The 17,597-nt window shown below is 62.9% G+C and carries 19 protein-coding genes; 5 read left to right on the top strand and 14 right to left on the bottom strand.

Going from position 1 to position 17,597, the window contains the following annotated elements; all coding sequences use genetic code 11:
- The first annotated feature begins 127 nt into the window (after nt 1-127).
- Both rihA and KW824_RS04165 read left to right on the top strand, forming a co-directional pair.
- Entirely contained in the window at nt 128-1,063 is a 936-nt protein-coding gene (gene rihA / locus KW824_RS04170) for a pyrimidine-specific ribonucleoside hydrolase RihA (RefSeq protein WP_218408985.1), read from the top strand.
- Nucleotides 1,064-1,092: 29 nt separating this feature from the next.
- A complete protein-coding gene (locus KW824_RS04165; protein WP_041206165.1) occupies nt 1,093-1,563 on the top strand; it encodes a hypothetical protein in 471 nt (156 codons plus the stop codon).
- 75 nt (nt 1,564-1,638) lie between these two features.
- On the opposite strand, the gene KW824_RS04160 is transcribed toward KW824_RS04165, so the two are convergent.
- The 3 genes from KW824_RS04160 to KW824_RS04150 all read right to left on the bottom strand — a co-directional run bounded on the left by KW824_RS04160 (nt 1,639) and on the right by KW824_RS04150 (nt 4,242).
- A complete protein-coding gene (locus KW824_RS04160) occupies nt 1,639-1,935 on the bottom strand; it encodes a helix-turn-helix domain-containing protein (protein WP_043131652.1) in 297 nt (98 codons plus the stop codon).
- Nucleotides 1,932-2,462 (bottom strand): DUF1523 family protein, encoded by a 531-nt coding sequence (locus KW824_RS04155; RefSeq protein WP_043131650.1) that lies wholly within the window; start codon nt 2,460-2,462, stop codon nt 1,932-1,934. The genes KW824_RS04160 and KW824_RS04155 overlap by 4 nt, the downstream gene beginning before the upstream one ends.
- A gap of 157 nt (nt 2,463-2,619) precedes the next feature.
- The gene (locus tag KW824_RS04150; RefSeq protein WP_218408984.1) at nt 2,620-4,242 is read right to left on the bottom strand and encodes a methyl-accepting chemotaxis protein; all 1,623 of its coding nucleotides are present in this window, start codon (nt 4,240-4,242) and stop codon (nt 2,620-2,622) included.
- A gap of 163 nt (nt 4,243-4,405) precedes the next feature.
- Here KW824_RS04150 and KW824_RS04145 point away from each other — a divergent pair, with 163 nt between their 5' ends.
- Nucleotides 4,406-5,038: a LysE family translocator gene (locus tag KW824_RS04145; RefSeq protein ID WP_005325766.1), complete on the top strand. Its 633-nt coding sequence runs from the start codon at nt 4,406-4,408 to the stop codon at nt 5,036-5,038.
- A gap of 76 nt (nt 5,039-5,114) precedes the next feature.
- Here the strand turns inward: KW824_RS04145 and KW824_RS04140 are convergent, their stop codons facing one another.
- The 8 genes from KW824_RS04140 to KW824_RS04105 all read right to left on the bottom strand — a co-directional run bounded on the left by KW824_RS04140 (nt 5,115) and on the right by KW824_RS04105 (nt 12,391).
- Nucleotides 5,115-6,323, bottom strand: a complete 1,209-nt coding sequence (locus KW824_RS04140) for a sodium:proton antiporter (protein ID WP_043131647.1) — start codon at nt 6,321-6,323, stop codon at nt 5,115-5,117.
- A gap of 25 nt (nt 6,324-6,348) precedes the next feature.
- Nucleotides 6,349-7,452: a beta-N-acetylglucosaminidase domain-containing protein gene (locus KW824_RS04135; RefSeq protein ID WP_218408983.1), complete on the bottom strand. Its 1,104-nt coding sequence runs from the start codon at nt 7,450-7,452 to the stop codon at nt 6,349-6,351.
- 89 nt (nt 7,453-7,541) lie between these two features.
- Complete coding sequence (locus tag KW824_RS04130) at nt 7,542-9,269, bottom strand: potassium/proton antiporter (protein ID WP_218408982.1); 1,728 nt, start codon at nt 9,267-9,269, stop codon at nt 7,542-7,544.
- A 281-nt stretch (nt 9,270-9,550) separates the two neighbouring features.
- Nucleotides 9,551-9,697, bottom strand: a complete 147-nt coding sequence (locus KW824_RS04125; RefSeq protein ID WP_005325762.1) for a hypothetical protein — start codon at nt 9,695-9,697, stop codon at nt 9,551-9,553.
- On the bottom strand, nt 9,697-10,383 hold the full coding sequence (locus tag KW824_RS04120) for a M15 family metallopeptidase (protein WP_218408981.1): 687 nt from the start codon (nt 10,381-10,383) through the stop codon (nt 9,697-9,699). Before KW824_RS04120 ends, KW824_RS04125 begins: the two co-directional genes overlap by 1 nt.
- Nucleotides 10,380-11,507: a succinyl-diaminopimelate desuccinylase gene (dapE, locus tag KW824_RS04115; protein ID WP_218408980.1), complete on the bottom strand. Its 1,128-nt coding sequence runs from the start codon at nt 11,505-11,507 to the stop codon at nt 10,380-10,382. The genes KW824_RS04120 and dapE overlap by 4 nt, the downstream gene beginning before the upstream one ends.
- 18 nt (nt 11,508-11,525) lie before the next feature.
- On the bottom strand, nt 11,526-11,876 hold the full coding sequence (locus KW824_RS04110) for an ArsC family reductase (protein ID WP_005325758.1): 351 nt from the start codon (nt 11,874-11,876) through the stop codon (nt 11,526-11,528).
- 200 nt (nt 11,877-12,076) lie between these two features.
- A complete protein-coding gene (locus tag KW824_RS04105) occupies nt 12,077-12,391 on the bottom strand; it encodes a hypothetical protein (protein ID WP_042648987.1) in 315 nt (104 codons plus the stop codon).
- A 293-nt stretch (nt 12,392-12,684) separates the two neighbouring features.
- Between KW824_RS04105 and KW824_RS04100 the strand changes: the two genes are divergently transcribed.
- Complete coding sequence (locus tag KW824_RS04100; RefSeq protein WP_218408979.1) at nt 12,685-12,876, top strand: hypothetical protein; 192 nt, start codon at nt 12,685-12,687, stop codon at nt 12,874-12,876.
- Nucleotides 12,877-13,000: 124 nt separating this feature from the next.
- Here the strand turns inward: KW824_RS04100 and KW824_RS04095 are convergent, their stop codons facing one another.
- The 3 genes from KW824_RS04095 to asnS all read right to left on the bottom strand — a co-directional run bounded on the left by KW824_RS04095 (nt 13,001) and on the right by asnS (nt 16,944).
- Nucleotides 13,001-13,657 carry a hypothetical protein gene (locus tag KW824_RS04095; RefSeq protein ID WP_043131635.1) on the bottom strand — a complete coding sequence of 219 codons (657 nt, stop codon included), beginning with the start codon at nt 13,655-13,657 and terminating at the stop codon, nt 13,001-13,003.
- Nucleotides 13,658-13,845: 188 nt separating this feature from the next.
- The gene (locus tag KW824_RS04090) at nt 13,846-15,189 is read right to left on the bottom strand and encodes an anaerobic C4-dicarboxylate transporter (RefSeq protein WP_139751520.1); all 1,344 of its coding nucleotides are present in this window, start codon (nt 15,187-15,189) and stop codon (nt 13,846-13,848) included.
- A 354-nt stretch (nt 15,190-15,543) separates the two neighbouring features.
- On the bottom strand, nt 15,544-16,944 hold the full coding sequence (gene asnS / locus KW824_RS04085; RefSeq protein WP_041206162.1) for an asparagine--tRNA ligase: 1,401 nt from the start codon (nt 16,942-16,944) through the stop codon (nt 15,544-15,546).
- Nucleotides 16,945-17,143: 199 nt separating this feature from the next.
- On the opposite strand from asnS, the gene KW824_RS04080 reads away from it, so the two are divergent.
- Nucleotides 17,144-17,488, top strand: a complete 345-nt coding sequence (locus KW824_RS04080; protein ID WP_218408978.1) for a hypothetical protein — start codon at nt 17,144-17,146, stop codon at nt 17,486-17,488.
- The last annotated feature ends 109 nt before the right edge of the window (nt 17,489-17,597 follow it).

Genomic DNA, 17,597 nt, shown 5'->3' with positions numbered 1-17,597 from the left:
TGCCTGGGGTGCCTGGTGGCAAGTGATTGATAATGCAGGACGATGCAGTTTTGTGACCCCTTCCCGAGTTCATTCGGCGCTGGCTTGCTAAGGTATGGCTCCCTGTCATGTCGTAAGGAGCCTCTCCATGGCGTTGCCCGTTATTCTCGATTGCGATCCCGGCCACGATGATGCCATCGCCCTCATCCTGGCGCTGGCGAGCCCGGAACTCAAGGTGCTGGCGGTGACCACCAGCGCGGGCAACCAGACCCCGGACAAGACCCTCAACAACGCCCTGCGCATCCTCACCCTGCTCGGTCGTCACGACATTCCGGTAGCGGCGGGGGCGCCCAAGCCGCTGATGCGCGAGCTGATCATCGCCGACAACGTCCACGGGGAGTCGGGTCTGGACGGCCCCACACTGCCGGATCCCGCCTTTGCGCCCCAGGCCATGACGGGCCTCGAATTGATGGCCAAGTGCCTGCGCGAGAGCCCGGAGCCGGTCACCCTGGTGCCGACCGGTCCCCTCACCAATATCGCCCTGCTGCTGGCGGCCCACCCCGAGTTGAAATCCAGGATTGGCCGCATCGTCTTGATGGGCGGCGCGGCGGGGGCGGGCAACTGGACCCCGGCGGCGGAATTCAATATTTATGTGGACCCGGAAGCGGCCGATATGGTGTTCAGCGCCGGCATTCCCATCACCCTGTGCGGGCTGGATGTGACCCACCAGGCTCAGGTGATGGACGAGGATATAGCGCGGGTGCGTGCCATCCCCAACCCGGTGGCCCAGTGCGTGGCGGACCTGCTCGATTTCTTCATGATCTACCATCGGGATCCCAAGTGGGGATTTGCTGGCGCGCCGCTCCATGACCCCTGTACCATCGCCTGGTTGCTGGCGCCGTCGCTCTTTCATGGGCAGGATTGCTGGGTCGGCATAGAGACCCAGGGCAGGCATACGGTTGGGATGACGGTGGTGGATCGCTACGGGCTCACCGGCAAACCGGCCAATGCGCGGGTGTTGCTGGGGCTGGACAGGGTCGGCTTCATCGATCTGCTGGTGGGGCGCCTAAGGGCATTTGACTAAGTTCTTCGACATCGGATAAGGGGTTGTGCATGTGGAAAGGGACGTTGGCACTGCTGACATGTATGCAATTGACGGCCTGTGCCACCCCCTTCGAGAGGATGTGGCAGGGGCTGGCGACCTGCGATCTGGACGATCTCTACCTGGACAGCGAGAGCGGTGAGCCGTCCCACCCGCTGCTCAAGACCTTCACCCCCGACAAGACGTCAGACGGCTTCGCCTGGTACAAGACCCACCAGGAGCTTCATGGCCTGCCCATCACGGGCTTTCTGATCCCGGCTTCGACCTTCGAGGTGCACGCCCTGTTTGTGGATACCCCCATCGCCAATGCGCGCAGGCTGACCCACAACGCCTACGGCAGCGAGTTTGCGGATGAACAGAAACACGACAGGGGGGAGGCTCCCCTGCTGCTGCGTGATCCTGGCAACCCCAAGCGCTCCATCATCGACTGCACCCGGGGGGAGTCGGCGGAGCCGCTGCCGGAAGAGCCCTTCCCGGAGTAGGAAAGGGCATCCTGATGACCATGAGAGAGGGGAGCCACGGGCTCCCCTCTCTTTTTATCTGTTGCCAGATCGTCCTCAGGGATAACCCAGGGTCTGCTTGATGGCGGGGAGCTGGGACGCTATCCAGGCGGGGTTGATGGGCCCCCAGTCGCTGATGCGGTAGTGACCCTGCAGGTGGCGGGCCCCCTCGGTCTGCTCGAAGGCGCAGCTGATGTCCAGCTCAGCCAGGGCCGTCAGGGTATCCTGGGCGGTGCGCCTGGGCATGCCGGTGGCGGCCATGATGGCGGGCACTGTGTCCGTGCCCTGGCTGATCAGGTGGGCCACGTAGAGCCGCCGGTAGAAGCTGGAGCGGGTCTTGCTCGGTTCGCTCATATCTCGTCCTCGAGACGGTCGAAGTAGCGCCAGGTCGCGATGGCGGCCTTGCCCATCACCAGCGCCCAGATACCGAACCAGAACCAGCGGAAGAAGCTCCAGGTGGAGGCATCGGGCTCTGTGCTCTCAATCTTGGTGACGTTGGGGAAGAGGGAGAACATGTTCACCCGCCAGCCGTAGGAGGTGATGATGGCCAGGCGCTTCTCGAACTCCATGGACTTGGCCTTGGCCTGGACGTCGGCGGCGTTGAACTTGAAGTAGAAGGGCCAGCCCCAGCCGGTGTCTTCGTTGCGGAACACCCGGATCTTCTCGCCGGGACGCTCTGTGTAGATGTAATAGACGTCGGTGATGGGGCCGTCGGCCGGGTTCTTCTGGCTGATGGGACCATCCTTGTCGGTGCGCTTCACCTCGACCCCGGTGATGGTGGCGATGGTGTGTTCCGGCAGATAGAAATCGAGCCAGAGCGCGGATAGCAGGGCGATGAGGCCGAGCGCGATAAAAGCGGGTTTCTTGAACTTCAGGCTCATGGTGTTCTCTGGGTGAGGGGGAATGACGTGCCTCTACCATACCCATATTTGCGGATACAGCCCAGCCCCCAATGGCGCCTTGTTGGCAAAAAGCCGTTTTAAACGGGAGGGGCAGACCCCGGGGCGGGGCCCGGAGTCTGTCAACGAGAGGGGAGTATTACAGCTGGAACTGGGCGAGCTGCCTGCGCTGCTGCTCGGCGAGCTGTGACAGTTCGTGACTGGCGGCGGCGCTCTGGCTGATGCCGGCCACGTTCTGGTTCACTATCTCGTGGATGTTGGTGATGTTGCGGCTGATGTCGGCGGTGACGCAGGATTGCTCCTCGGCGGCGGTGGCCACCTGGGCATTGGCACCATTGATCTGGTTGACCGCCTCGGTGATGCCCCCCAGCAAGTCTTGTACCTCGGCGGAGAGGCGCTGGTTGTGGCCGAGGATCTCCAGGGTCTCCTGCACGCCGCTGTTGGCGGAGAGGGACTGGCTCTGCAACTGCTCTATGATGACCTGGATCTCCTTGGTGGAGTCCTGGGTCCGCGCCGCCAGCAGGCGCACCTCGTCGGCCACCACCGCAAAGCCACGGCCGGTTTCGCCGGCGCGGGCGGCCTCGATGGCGGCGTTGAGCGCCAGCAGGTTGGTCTGCTCCGAGATGCTCTGAATCACCTCGATCACCTTGCCGATCTGCTCGGACTGGGACTTGAGCTGAGCCACCACGGTGGCGGCGTTTTCCAGGCTGCCGGTCATGCGGCCGTTGGCCTGGATGCTCTCGGCAAACAGCGCCAGCCCCTGCTCGACCCGACGGTTGGCGTCCCGCGCCAGCTCATCGGCCAGGGCGGCGTTGTGGTTGACATTGTCGGCGGTGCTGGCCAGCTCGGTGACGGCGGAAGCCACCTGCTCGGTCTCGCTGCGCTGCTGCTGGGCGTTGGCCTCGGACTGGGTCATGACGGCGGCCAGCTCGGTGGCGGCTGAGGCCACGTTGCCGCTGATGCCGGTCAGGGTCTGAATGGTGTTGCCAAGCTGGCTCAGGGTCTGGTTGATGTCTTTGGCGAGCTGGCCCAGCTCGTTATTGCCTTCTGCCCTGGCGCGCACGTTGAAGCGGCCGAGGGCGACGGCGTGCATCACCTCCTGCAACTGGCCGATGGGCTGGACGATGCGACCGGAGAGCCACCAGCCGCCGCAGAGTGCCGCGACCAGGGTGGCGGCCATCAGCAGCAGGGTCTGCAGCAGGGTGGCGTGGTAGTGGGCCTGCTCCTGGGCGATCTCCTGCTGGATCAGCTGATTGATGTGGGCAGAGAGGGTGTCGATCTGCTTGATCAACTGCTCCCCCAGCTCGCGAAAGCGCAGCCGGGATTGCTCATAGCCGGCGGGTTCTACCCCGTCCCCATGCTTTTGTGCCAGCAGTGGCAGCATGTTGCTGCGGGTGTGGCCGAGATAGGCCTGCAGGGCCGCCGCTACCTGGCCATTGTCCTGCTCGGCCCCGCTGATCACCAACCGGGACAAGAGGCCGTTGATCTCCTGCTCGGCGGCATTCAGCGTGACGGGCAGCTCGGCGAAGCGGGCCTTATCGTAGAGACCGTAGATGGCGTTGGTGCGCAGCCGGTAGGTGGCGTGGATCAGCGCGGCGATGTCGTCCTTGTGACGGGTGACGCTGGCGGTGGTGTTGTTCATGTCCCTGATGGCGCCGTCGATCTCCTGCTTGCTGACCACGGCCATGAGCAGCATCAGCAGGCTGGCTAGCAGTAGCGGAATGAGAACTTGCAGACGAATGGACAGATTATTCAAAGACATGAAAGATCCTGACTCGAAAGAGGAGTAAGGCCGCATCTTACACAGGTGCGACAATCCTTGTCACAGGGTTTTTAATGCTGAATTCTTGCTGAACGCAAAGGTTTTTCTTGTGTTAAAAGAGTGTGATAGGCAAGATCGTCTGCTTGTTACCTGGAGGTGTAGTGTGTCCCACTGGATTGATCCCGCCATCTTGGCACTCTTTGTTCCCACGTTCTTCTTTGTCTCCGTGACCCCCGGCATGTGCATGACCCTGGCGATGACCCTGGGCATGAGCCTGGGGGTGCGTCGCACCCTGCACATGATGTGGGGGGAGCTCATCGGCGTCGGCCTGGTCTCCGTGCTGTCGGTGGTCGGGGTGGCGGCCGTCATGCTCAACTATCCAGCCCTGTTCTCGGCCTTCAAGTACGTGGGCGGTGCCTATCTGGTCTGGCTCGGCATCCAGATGTGGCAGGCCAAGGGCAAGATGGCGATTCCGGCTGATCTCTCGGCCGGGCAGGAAACCAGGCCGCTCGGGCTGGCGCTGCAGGGTTTCGTCACCGCCATCGCCAATCCCAAGGGCTGGGCCTTCATGGTCTCCCTGCTGCCCCCCTTCATCAATGCGGCCAAACCGATGGCGCCACAGATCAGCGCCCTGGTGGTGCTCATCCTCCTCATCGAGTTCTCCTGCCTGCTGCTTTACGCGAGCGGTGGCCGCACCCTGCGCCACTTCCTCGCCAGGAGCGGCAACGTCACTCTGATGAACCGGATCGCGGGCTCGCTCATGCTGTTTGTCGGCGTCTGGCTGGCCTTCGGCTGAGTGCCATCGCTGACGTGCAGCAATAAGGTAAAAATGCCACCGGTCGGTGGCATTTTTCATGAGTGCAGGTTGGGGATCAGCGAGGCTTGAAGCGCTCGACCCAGGGATTGGCGGTCAGGCCGTGGAGGATGACGCTCAGGATGATGGTGCAGAGCACGGTGGCGATGATGGGGCGCTGGCCGATGAGCGCCGGCTGGTTTTGCAGTACCATCACCGCGAAGACGATGCTGGCAAGGCCCCGCGGCCCGAACCAGCCGATAAAGAGCTTGAGCTCCGGCTTGAGGCCGGTACCGATGAGGCTGAGCCAGACCGGTACCATCCGCAGCAGGGTCAGGCTGGCAACGGCATAGAGCCAGTATTGCCACTGCATCAGCTCGGGCAACGTGGGGAGCAGAGTGGCACCAAAGACCATCCAGATCACCACGGAGAGCAGATCCCCGTACCCCTCGCAGCTGTCCATGTAGGCGTGCTTGTGTTCCCCCAGCCTGCGACCGATCAAGAGGCCGCCCACGAAGGCGGCGATGAAGCCGCTGCCCCCCAAGGTCTGGGCCAGGGCAAAGCAGAGCAGGGCCAGTCCCGGCATGGTGAGCTGGCGCCAGAGTGGCAACTGCCAGCCGTTCAGGTAGGAGGCCTTGAGCAGCCGGATGGTGAGGCTGGTCAGCACGAAGGCGACCAGCAGACCTATGCCTATCTCCTCCAGCATCAGGGTGATGGCCAGCGTGGCTGTGCCCGCATGTTGTTCGGTGGGGGCGATGAGGGCGAGCAGCAGGAGCAGCACGGGCACACAGATGCCGTCGTTGAGGCCGCTCTCCTGATTGAGCCCTTCGCGCACCGGCGCAGGCACCACCGGGTTGCTCACCACGGCTTTGCCCAGCGCCGCATCGGTGGGGGCGAGAATGGTGGAGAGGATGGCCATCTCCAGTAGCGGCAAGTCGGGGAAGAGCCAGTGGCCGAACAGGGCCCCACAGACCAGGGTGAGGGGCAGACCGATGAGCAGCAGCCGGATAGGCAGTTGCCGGTTGGCCTGCAACACCTGCCAGTTGGTGTTGGCGGCGTCGTTGAACAGCACGATGACCAGCGAGAGCTCGGCCAGCAGCTTGATCCCTTCGCTGTTGATGGAGAGGGAGAGCAGCCCAACGCCGCCCTGCCCCAGCAGCCAGCCCACCAGCATGAACAGCAGCGGGCCGTTGACAAGACGGGATTCAAACCGCCCGGCAATCAGGCTGTAGATCAGCAAGAAGGCGGCGATCACCGCCAGATTCTGGTAAATCAGGGATGCATCCATACCCTCTCCTCAACACATAAGGGGGTCAGTCGGTCAGGCAGTCCGGATCGAACACGTATTCCCCCGCCAGCCAGCGCAGGATCTCGCCCACGCAGGCCTGATCCTGGAACGGCAGGTAACGGCTCTTGAGGTGGATGATCTGCTCCGGGGTGAGCTGGGCCAGGCCGATATCCTGGAACAGCGGCAGATCGGCCTGGATCATGGCGGAGATCTGCGGTCCGCAGGTGGCGTTGAGGGAGGCGTGCAGCGCCTTGTCCGGGTCGTACTGGCGGCCGAGTCGATAACTCATGGGCAGGGTGGCGAGCGGCAGCACCGAGAGCGCCGCCTGCTTCATGGGGTTGACCGCGTGACCGGCGGTCAGCTCCGCCAGTTCGGCGGGGCGGTTCTCGAAGGCACGCAGGTGCAGGAAGCTGCTCGCCTTGCTGCCGTCGTTGACCGGGTAGTTGTCCCACAGTAACGGCTTGCGGTGCAGCCAGTCGGCGGCCTGTTTGAGGTGTGCGGCCGGGTACTCGGTGGAGCAGACCCGGGGGCCGGTCCAGAAGATGTCAAAACGCTTGTCCAGCCCCTGGCCCAGATCGGTCAGATAGTGGGGCGGCATGGCGCCGAACACCTTCTCCAGCACCGGGTCCGTCGAGTAGTAGCTGGGGCAGAAGATGAGACGGCTGGCGCCGGTGTGAGCGGCGATGTCGTGGGCGATGGTGAGCTGCCAGTGGGCGAGATCCGGGGTATCCCCCTTCATGTCGTCAAACAGCACCGCCAATATGTCGGGCTTGAGCGCCTCCTCGATGAGGCGCACCTTCTCGAGCAGGGCCGGGCGCTTGTGGGCATAGTCGTGATGGGCGCCCATGGGGCTCAGGCCCACCCCGAAGGCGAGGCCGTTATCGCGGCACTGCTGGGCCAGCTGGCTCAGGTGGGCGAGCTGTTCCTTTGGCCAGGGCTCGGCCCAGTGCTTGCGCAGATAGCCGTCTTCCTTGGGGGCATAGAGGTAGAAGCCATAACCATGGCGGGGCAGCCACTGGGCGTAGCGGGCGCGTGCCTCCCAGCTCCAGCCCTTGCCGAAGAAGCCCTCGATCAGCCCCAGTCGGGGCGAGGGAGGATACAGACCAGACAGCAGGGTTTGATAAGGCATGGGTCACTCCCTTCTCGCCGGGCGCCGGTTCACCGTCTTGTCGTGAATTGGCGCCGAGTATGTGTATTGAACAGGGTCCGGTTGGCGTCCTAGACCGGATCTTCTTCCAGGAAGCGCACCCCTATCTTGCGAGGCTCGCCCTCTTCCATCTCCGCCACCGTCCAGAGCAGGCCCTGCCAGGCGACGTGGTCACCCACCACCAGATTATCGCCCAACTGATGGGCAATGAAATCGCCGAGAGTCTGATCCGCCACCTCGCTCACATCCAGTCCGTACAGCGGGGCGAGATCCACCAGCCTGGCGGTGGCCTCCAGCAGGAAGTCACCGAAGAAGCGTGGGCCGAGATCCTGTTCCGGCGCCTGGCTGAACAGTTGGCCGAGGGCGGGGAGATCGCGCTCGTGGCCGATGACGCAGAGGATGTCGTCCGACTGCAGGCAGGTACTGCCCGATGGGTGCAGCAGCTCCCGGCCGCGGAACAGGGCGCAGATGCGGGTGCCTTCCGGCATGCGCAGCTCCCGCAGCGGCGAGCCGATGCACCACTTCTCGGCGCTCAGGCGATAGACGAAGGTCTCCCACTGGCTGTCGAGATCGATCTCGAGCCCGGAGCGATTGATGGGTGACGGTGGTGCCGGGACCTCCACCCGTGCCAGCCGGGAGGCCAGCGGCAGCGAGCTGCCCTGCAGGATGAGGGAGACCAGCACCACGAAGAAGGCGACATTGAAGTAGAGCTGGGCGTTGGGCAGCCCCGCCATCATGGGGAAGACCGCCAGTATGATGGGCACGGCGCCGCGCAAGCCGACCCAGGAGATGAACCAGCGCTCCCGGGGGGCGAAGTTCTTGAACGGCAGCAGCCCGATCCACACCGACACCGGGCGGGCAAACAGGATCATCCACATGGCCAGCGCCAGCGCCGGCACGGCGATGGGTAGCAGCTTGTGGGGGGAGGCGAGCAGCCCCAGCACCAGGAACATGCCGATCTGGCTGAGCCAGGTCAGACCGTCCAGCACCGACAAGGTGGTGCTGCGGCTGCGCAGGGATAGGTTGCCAAGCAAGAGGCCGGTGAGGTAGATGGCGAGGATGCCGCTGCCCCCCACCGCCGTGGTGAGGGCGAAGATCAGCAGGCCGCCGCTGACGGTGAGCAGGGGGTAGAGCCCGGGGGCCAGGCGGGCCGTGTTGATGAGTTTCCACAGCAGCCAGCCCCCACAGAGGCCGATGCCGGCGCCGAGGCCAAACTGCTTGACGAGTTGCAGCAGCAGGAAGCTGGCGTCCAGCCCCTGCTGGGCGGTGGCCAGCACCTCGATCAGGGTGACGGTGAGAAACACCGCCATGGGATCGTTGCTGCCCGACTCTATCTCCAGGGTGGCGCTGACCCGCTCGTTGAGGCTGCGTCCGCCGAGCAGGGAGAACACCGCCGCCGCATCGGTGGAGCCGACGATGGCGCCGATCAGCATCCCCTGCATCAGGTTGAGATCAAACAGCCAGGCGGCGGCGAGCCCCGTGAGGCCGGTGGTGATGGCCACCCCGACGGTGGCGAGCGACAGGGCGGGCCAGAGCGCCACCCGAAACGAGGAGACCCGGGTGCGCATGCCGCCGTCCAGCAGGATGATGGCCAGCGCCAGGTTGCCCACCAGGTAGGCGACCGAGTAGTCGGCGAAGTGGATGCCGCCGGGGCCATCCTCACCGGCCAGCATGCCGACGGCGAGGAAGATGACCAGGATGGGGATGCCGACCCGGGACGAGAGCGTGCTCAACAGGACACTGGCTCCCACCAACAAGGCACCGATAAAAAAGAAACTGTTGATGGTGGTGGCATCCAATGGCGAACTCCTTATTGCGGTCGGCAAAACAGGCACATTATATGCAGATTGCCCCCCTTTGTGTGGCTTAATTGTGCATCGATTTGCAGTTTTTTACGGTTGTTGTGCCGTTTTTAAGCAGTTGTCGCAGGGCGGAAGGGGGGCAAAAAAGAGGGGGGAATGAGTGGCAATCGATGTCATTTTTCAGGGGACGGGCATCGCGTCGTCAGCAGGTGGAAACCGACCCCGGCAAGGGGCCAGAATAGGGTCGCGGGAGCGCCATAGTGCTCCTGCGGGGGAGGTCAGTCGTCCTCGTCGTCCTTGACTTCCCGGATCTTGTCCCTGTATTTCGGCAACTGCTTTTCGAGCTGTTTCATGTCCTTGATGGCATTGAGAAACAGCCCGAGCAAAAACAGCAGCGGCAGGCCTATCCATAACCACAGACTCATCAGATTCTCCTTTCGGTGTGACCGGCGGTGACATAGCGGGCCAGGATCTCGTCGAGATGGGCCAGTATGCACGCCTTGCCTTCAATATCCGCCTGTTGCAGGCAAAGCGCCAGCGCATCCGGATCCAGCCGCTGTTCGCCGGATTCCAGTGCGAAGCTGATGTGCCAGGGCTCGTAGGCGACTCCCTGAGCCGCGTCCAGCGGTTTGGCATAGGGCAGGAAGAAGCCGAAGTCGGCCATGTGATCCCCGAGCCACTCGCCAAGGTCGGCAAACCAGCCTCCCGCCTCATATTCCCAGGGCTCCAGCGCCAGCCGGGTGCCGACGGGCAGGCAGTCGGGATCATAGATGTCGAGATCCGTGCCCCAGTGGTGGCGGCTGGTGCCCGGCAGGGCGCTCCAGCGCAGGATGGCGTGCAGCCGCTCCATATCATCGAGCTGCAGCGCATCCAGCGGCTGGTTGTCCGCATCCAGCAGGGGGCGCTCCCCGCGCCACTTGCCATTCCAGATGGCAAGCTGGCGCTCGAAGCCGCGCCAGCTGGAGGCCGCCTGCAGGTTGAACCCTTCATGGGCCGCCGCCACCTGCATGTCGTTGAAGGCCGCCGCCGTGGCGGCGGTCAGGCGATGGGGCCCGCGCCCCACCAGGATGAGGTGGCTCTCGTCGAGCCCAAGCAGTTGATCCTGGGTCATGCCAGCAAGTGCTCCAGCACCCCTTGGTACATGTCCGCCAGCAGATCCAGGTCATCCGCCTTCACGCACTCGTTCACCTTGTGGATGGTGGCGTTGACCGGGCCCAGCTCGATGACTTCAGCGCCGGTGGGAGCGATAAAGCGTCCATCGGACGTTCCCCCCGTGGTGAGCAGGGCCGGTTGCTGACCGTTGACCGCGGCCACGGCGGCAACGGTGGCCTCCAGCAAGGCGCCGGTATCGGTCAGGAAGGGCTGACCGGAGAGGGTCCACTTCAGCTCAAAGTCCAGACCGTGACGGGTCAGCAGCGCCTCGACCCGCTCGCGGATATCGAGATCGGTGAGCTCGGTACTGAAACGGAAGTTGAACTGGACGTGCAGCTCGCCCGGGATGACGTTGGAGGCGCCGGTGCCAGCCTGGATGTTGGCGATCTGGAAGCTGGTAGGGGGGAAGTAGGCGTTGCCCTGATCCCAGACCGTCGCCGCCAGTTCGGTCAATGCAGGCGCCGCCTTGTGGATGGGGTTGTCCGCCAGATGAGGGTAAGCGACGTGGCCCTGCACCCCGCGCACCAGCAGATCGCCGGTGATGGAGCCACGACGTCCGTTCTTCACCACGTCCCCCACCAGGTTGGTGGAGGAGGGCTCGCCGACGATGCACCAGCGGATCTTCTCGTTGCGCGCCTCCAGGGTATCGATGACGCGCACAGTGCCGTTGATGAAGGGCCCCTCTTCATCGGAGGTGATGAGGAAGGCGATGGAGCCCTTATGGTCCGGATGCTCGGCCACGAAGCGCTCGGTGGCCACCACCATGGCGGCCAGCGATCCCTTCATGTCGGCGGCGCCGCGGCCATAGAGCATGCCATCCTGGATGGTCGGCTCGAACGGCGGGGTGTTCCACTTCTCCAGCGGGCCGGCGGGCACCACGTCGGTGTGGCCGGCGAAGCAGAACAGCGGCCCCTCGCTGCCACGGCGGGCCCAGAGGTTGGTGGTGTCTTCAAACACCATGGGTTCGATGACGAACCCGAGGCGCTTGAGGCGCTCCGCCATCAGGGTCTGGCACCCTTCGTCCAGCGGGGTAACTGAGGGGCGGCGGATCAGATCCTTGGCCAGTGCGATGACATCCGACATCGGCGTTCCTTAAAAAATTTAACGAGAGAAGAGGGATTGGTAGTGGTCTGCCTTGAAGCCCAGGGTCAGCTCACCATCGCGGTCCAGCAGCGGGCGTTTGATCATGGCGGGGTGCTCCAGCAGCAGGGCACGGGCCTTGGTGGTGTCGAGCCCCTGTTTGGCCTCCTCCGGCAGGGCACGGAAGGTGGTACCACGGGTGTTGAGCAGGGCTTCCCAGCCCAGCTGATCCAGCCAGCCGTCCAGCCGGGCAGGCTCGAGGCCGTCGACCCTGTGGTCATGGAAGCGATAGTCGATGCCAGCCTCATCCAGCCACTTGCGGGCCTTCTTGATGGTGTCGCAGTTCTTGATGCCATAGAGGGTGGTGGCCATGGGAGATCCTATATCTGCGGGCCTGGGGCCCTGAAATCCGAACGTGAAGTCATGCAAGGGCCCGATTTTGGCATTGTGGCCCAGCCATGGCAACGCTCATGGCCGGGCTGGCTGGTTTTACCAGCTGGGAGGGGGAAGAAAGCGCGAGGGCCAGATAGCCAAAACGCGCCGATGGGCGCGTTTTGGAGGAAGGGGGGCTATCAGTGCAGTGCGGTCCATGCGTGATCGAAGACCCGGGCCCGTTCCCAGGGCGCATCCGGCAGGCTGGAGGAGAGGCCGGTGTATTTGCCCACGTCATCCACCACGATGGCGGAGAGGATCGGCAGGTCGTTTTCGGTACAGTACATGCGGATGCGTTGCAGCAGGGTGCGCAGCTCATCCTGGCACTGTTCCAGCCCGGCCTGCCTGGCCAGTTTGGAATAACGAATGGTGGTGCGTTCCTTTGCAGACTCGACGAGGATGTCCCACAGCTGGTAGTCGCAGGGTGAAGTCCCTGCGGTGGCTTGGCTTGTCATAACTCTCTCCGGTGCGAAATGATCGCTTTGTGTCGACGGGCATCTTGGCCAGTTCACCCCTGACGGGCGTTGATCCAACGCAAAAAAAGTGGAGGTTCTTGCTCAGGATGCCATGCCCGGCATTCTAGTGCGTTGGAGCTGGATTGAAGAACTGTTTTAGATGGTTTATTTGGAGTTTAATACGGATAAAATTCGGAAAAACCACTTTTTTAGATGGAAAACAAGGAGAAAGGAGAGGTCAACCACCGGGTCACGTTTCTCGATAATCTTGCCGGGAGCCTACTCTGGTACTCTTGTTTGCCTTGCTCGTGCCGATGGTCGTGGCCTGCGGTATCGTCAAGGATACCGCCCGCAAGCGGTACCGGCGCTGGATGCCGTCTGCACCATGGGGCGAGTTCCACTCGGGCGCTGTATGCCTGCTGCTGAAGAGCATCGAGCCATGCATCGACCTGCTGCAGAGGGGGCTGATCAGGCTGTTGAAATAAGCTGGCGTCTTGCTTGCTTCGTGGGAAACGGGTCCAACCCGATCAAGACGGGAGGCATTGCCTCCCGTTTTTTATCTCGCTTTTCGTTTGCCCTTGAATGAGCTGGCCAGATGGCTTGGCGCCGTTACCCTTGCGGCTCGGCCAGATAGGCCAGATGATCCTGCCGTGCCACCTGCCAGCCATCGAGGTGCAGCGGGGCGGCAAAGCCCGGGCCGTCGGTCACCATGGTGTGGTACTCCCCCTGCTCGCCGCAGGCATCGAAGCCCTCGCGCTCGGCCAGTTGCTGCAACTCGGTCAGGGTGGCCGCATCCAGCACTCGCCCGGCCCATTCCGGCGCCAGCACCCGGGTATCGACGCAGGAGAGGTGGGCGATGATGCCGCGGGCCAGCATATCCGCCAGCAAGGCTTGGCGAGATTGCTGCCAGAGCGGGGTGTGGACGGTGAGCCCAAGCGGCTGGCAACGCTCACGGATCCAGTTTGGCGCGCCCCCCACGCTGTCGATATCGCCAGTCAACACACCATCGAGGGCCCACTCCTGCTGCAAGCGGCTCAGCGCAGTCTCATAGCTCTGCTCGAACGGCGCCTCTATGGTGACCAGCAGATGGGGCAGCCCGAGGGCCGCCGCCTGACGGCGCACCAGCGGCAAGGGGTGAGCGAGAAAACGGGGCGCAGGGGGAGCAAAGGTGGCCAGTGCCACCACCTGATGGCCTGCATTGCGGGCATGACAGAGCGCCAGCATGGCATCTTTGCCACCGCTCCAGAGCAGGATGACACGAGACATGGATAAGATTCCGATGGTGAAAGACTGTGCATGCTACCCAGCGGCGGGGGCGCAGGTAAAGTCATAGTGTCTGGAAATGGCGGCTGGAAATAGCCGCAGGAAATTGTTGGGGAACAGGGCGGGGGAGAAAAAAGCAGGCCCCCGAAGCGGGGGCCTGTCTGTCAATGGCGTGCTAAACGCGACTGCGATTACAACAGAATGGTGGTCAGCAGATACCCCAGGGCGCAGGAGCTGCTGACCCCGATCAGCCCCGGAATGATGAAGCTGTGGTTGATGATGAACTTGCCGATACGGGTGGTACCTGAGCGGTCGAAACCGATACAGGCCAGATCGCTCGGGTAGGTCGGCAGCACGAAGTAGCCGTAGCTCGCCGGCAGGAAGGCGATCAGCAATTTCGGCTCCACCCCCAGTGCCAGACCCATGGGGGCGATGGCGGTCAGGGCGGCGGCCTGGCTGTTGACCAGCTTGGAGATGAGGAACAGGACCAGGGCGTAGGTCCAGGGCTGGGCCTGTACCACGTGAGCCAGGGTCTCTTTGAGCAGCGGCATGTGGGCCTGGAAGAAGGTCTCACTCATCCATGCAACCCCGAACACGGAGAAGATGGCGACCATGCCGGCCTTGAAGACGGCACCGTTGGCGATCTCGCCTGGCTTGACCTTGCAGCGCATCAGGATGATGGCTCCGGCGATCAGCATCATCATCTGGATCACCAGGTTCATGGAGAGCGGGCCGGTCTTGTCCTTGATGGTGAATACCGGACGCAGACCTTCGTTGGCACCGAGCAATACCACGGCGGCGATGGCGGCGAAGAAGATCCAGGTAGACCAGTAGGCCTCTTTCGGGAACTTGGTGTTGAGCAGGGTTTCACCACCGCCATAGACGAAGGTGCGCTGCTGCGGATCCTTGATCTTGGCCTGGAACTCCTCGTCCTTGTCCAGGTCCTTGCCGCGGCGCAGGCTCCACAGGGCCGCCATCATCACACCGGTCAGGGAGGAGGGGATGGCGATCATCAGGATGTCGAGCAGGCCATAGGCCTGACCTATGCCGTGACCGGCCGCCAGGATGGAGACCATGGAGACCACGGCGACCGACACCGGCGAGGCGCAGATCGCCATCTGGGAGGCAACGGATGCCACGGCCATGGGGCGCTCGGGACGGATGTTCTTCTGCAACGCGATGTCAGCGATGATGGGGAACATGGTGTAGACCACGTGGCCGGTACCGCACAGGAAGGTGAGGGTCCAGGTGGTCAGGGGCGCCAGGATAGTGATGTATTGGGGGTGACGGCGCAGCAGGCGCTCGGCCACCTGCATCATCAGGTTGAGGCCGCCGGCGGTCTGCAGGGTGGCGGCGCAGCCGATCACCGCCAGTATGGTCAGCATCACCTGCACCGGTGGTTCGCCCGGCACCAGGCCGAACACGAAAGTCAGCAGGAACAGACCTATACCACTGATGAGACCCAGTCCCATGCCCCCAAAGCGGGTACCCAGCAGCAAACAGCCGAGCACCACCAAAAATTCCATCAAGATCATTCCATTACCTCGTGTGATTGAATCCATGTCCGCACTGGCCCAGGGGCCCGGGAGCATCTGTCATTATTTGCCCCTAAAGGGTTAGTGGATATTCTGTCACCCCTAAAGAGGTAAAAAATTGAGGTGGTTCAATAACCGACCCTTTTCCGATTTAAGTGCATAAAAACTACGGTTCAGCCCTTGAACAGGGGGCCGCTTCCTGGCGCACACCAGATAAATGACGGGAAAGATGGGGGAGAGCACAGGGTTGGGAATGCAAAATGCGGGAAGAACACGTGCGGGAAGAGCGAGGCGGGCATAAAAAAAGCCGACCCCGGGGGTCGGCTTTTGCACGGTGCGAGTGGGCGGGTCGCCTTAGAACTCGGCGGTGCGCGGGGTACGCGGGAAGGGGATGACGTCGCGCACGTTGCCCATGCCGGTCACATAGACCACCAGACGCTCGAAGCCCAGACCGAAGCCGGAGTGCGGCACTGTGCCGTAGCGACGCAGGTCGCGATACCACCAGTAATCTTCCTTGTTCAGGCCCATTTCGGCCAGACGGGCATCCAGCACCTCGAGACGCTCCTCACGCTGGGAGCCACCGATGATCTCGCCGATCCCCGGGGCCAGCACGTCCATGGCGGCGACGGTCTTGCCGTCGTCGTTGAGGCGCATGTAGAAGGCCTTGATGTCTTTCGGGTAGTTCTTCACCACCACAGGAGACTTGAAGTGCTCCTCGGCCAGATAGCGCTCGTGCTCGGAGGAGAGATCGATGCCCCAGGAGACCGGGAACTCGAACTTCTTGCCGCAGTTCTTCAGCACTTCGATGGCGTCGGTGTAGTCGATCTGGGCGAAGTCGGAGGCGACGAAGCGCTCCAGACGGTCGATGGCGTCCTTGTCGATGTGCTGGGTGAAGAACTCCAGATCGTCGCGGCGCTCGGTCAGCACGGCATTGAAGACGTACTTCAGCATGGCTTCGGCCAGGGCGGCGTTATCTTCCAGATCGGCGAAGGCGATTTCCGGCTCCACCATCCAGAACTCGGCCAGATGGCGACTGGTGTTGGAGTTTTCGGCGCGGAAGGTCGGGCCAAAGGTGTAGACCTTGGACAGGGCGCAGGCATAGGTCTCGACGTTGAGCTGACCGGAGACGGTCAGGAAGGTCTCCTTGCCGAAGAAGTCCTTGTCGTAATCCACCTTGCCTTCGGGCGTGCGCGGCAGGTTTTCCATGTCCAGGGTGGAGACGCGGAACATCTCGCCAGCGCCTTCGGTGTCGGAGGCGGTGATGAGGGGCGCGGCGATCCACAGATAGCCTTCTTCATGGAAGAAGCGGTGAATGGCCTGGGCCAGGCAGTTGCGCACCCGGGTCACGGCGCCGACCACGTTGGTACGGGCACGCAGGTGACCCTGCTCGCGCAGGTATTCGATGCTGTGGCGCTTGGCAGACATGGGGTAGGTGTCCGGATCTTCGACCCAGCCCACTACCTTGACGTCGGAGGCCTGCAGCTCGAAGGCCTGGCCGCTGCCCTGGGAAGCCACGACCACACCGGTCACTTCCACGGAGCAGGCGGTGGTCAGACGCAGCACTTCATTCTCGTAATTGGCCAGGGTATTGGGAACGACGGCCTGTACCGGATGGAAACAGGAGCCATCGGATATGGCCAAAAATGAGATCCCCGCCTTGGAATCACGGCGAGTCCGGATCCACCCTTTCACTGTCTGGGTGGTGCCAACCGCATACTTACCGGTCAGCACATCTACTACGGATGCGTGCGTCATCGAAATATTGTCTCCAGCTTGTTCTTGCAGCGCTATTTGCAACACTAGGGGTCTGGCCCGGGCATGAGTGGCCCACCATGGCAGACTAAGCCGTCAATCTTACCCGCGCGGGTTTGATAAACAAGCAAAAATGTCGGACCCTTGCGGGGTTTTTCCCATGAATCTTGCGTGGATCCGGTCGGTTGGGCAGGGGGTGAGAGTGAAGGAACGCAGACGGGGGCCGGATGGCTGGATACGGGTACTCCAGGGGCTGGTGATCCTCTGCTGGAGCGGCTTTATCGTCCTGCTCTCCCTTTACCACTTCGCCAGGCCGCAAACGGCCTACGGTTTTCTGGTCTATGGTGGGGTCAAGGTGCGCCAGGAGTGGGATCCCACCCTCACCCCCTGGCTGGTGCACGGGCTCTGGGGTTGCTGCCTGCTGACCCTGGTGGTGCTGATGCTGGAGCGCAGGTGCAGCCGACGGCAAGAGGATGCGCTGCACGTCAATCTGTTCATCCTGCTGCTGATCCTGGCCGCCAGCCTGCTGCTTTACTATCTGGCGTGATCCGCCGGTTTCTCGTCCTGTGACGAGAGCACTGAAGCGCAGACGCAGAGGATGCGCGACACATCAATCTGTTCAGCATGTTGCTGATCCTGGTCGCCAGCCTGCGGTG

Origin of the sequence: Aeromonas sp. sif0611 (assembly GCF_019218845.1) — a bacterium.
Lineage (GTDB): Bacteria > Pseudomonadota > Gammaproteobacteria > Enterobacterales > Aeromonadaceae > Aeromonas > Aeromonas media.
Note: the sequence above shows the minus strand (reverse complement) of the source record. Positions and strands in the feature narration are given on the sequence as shown.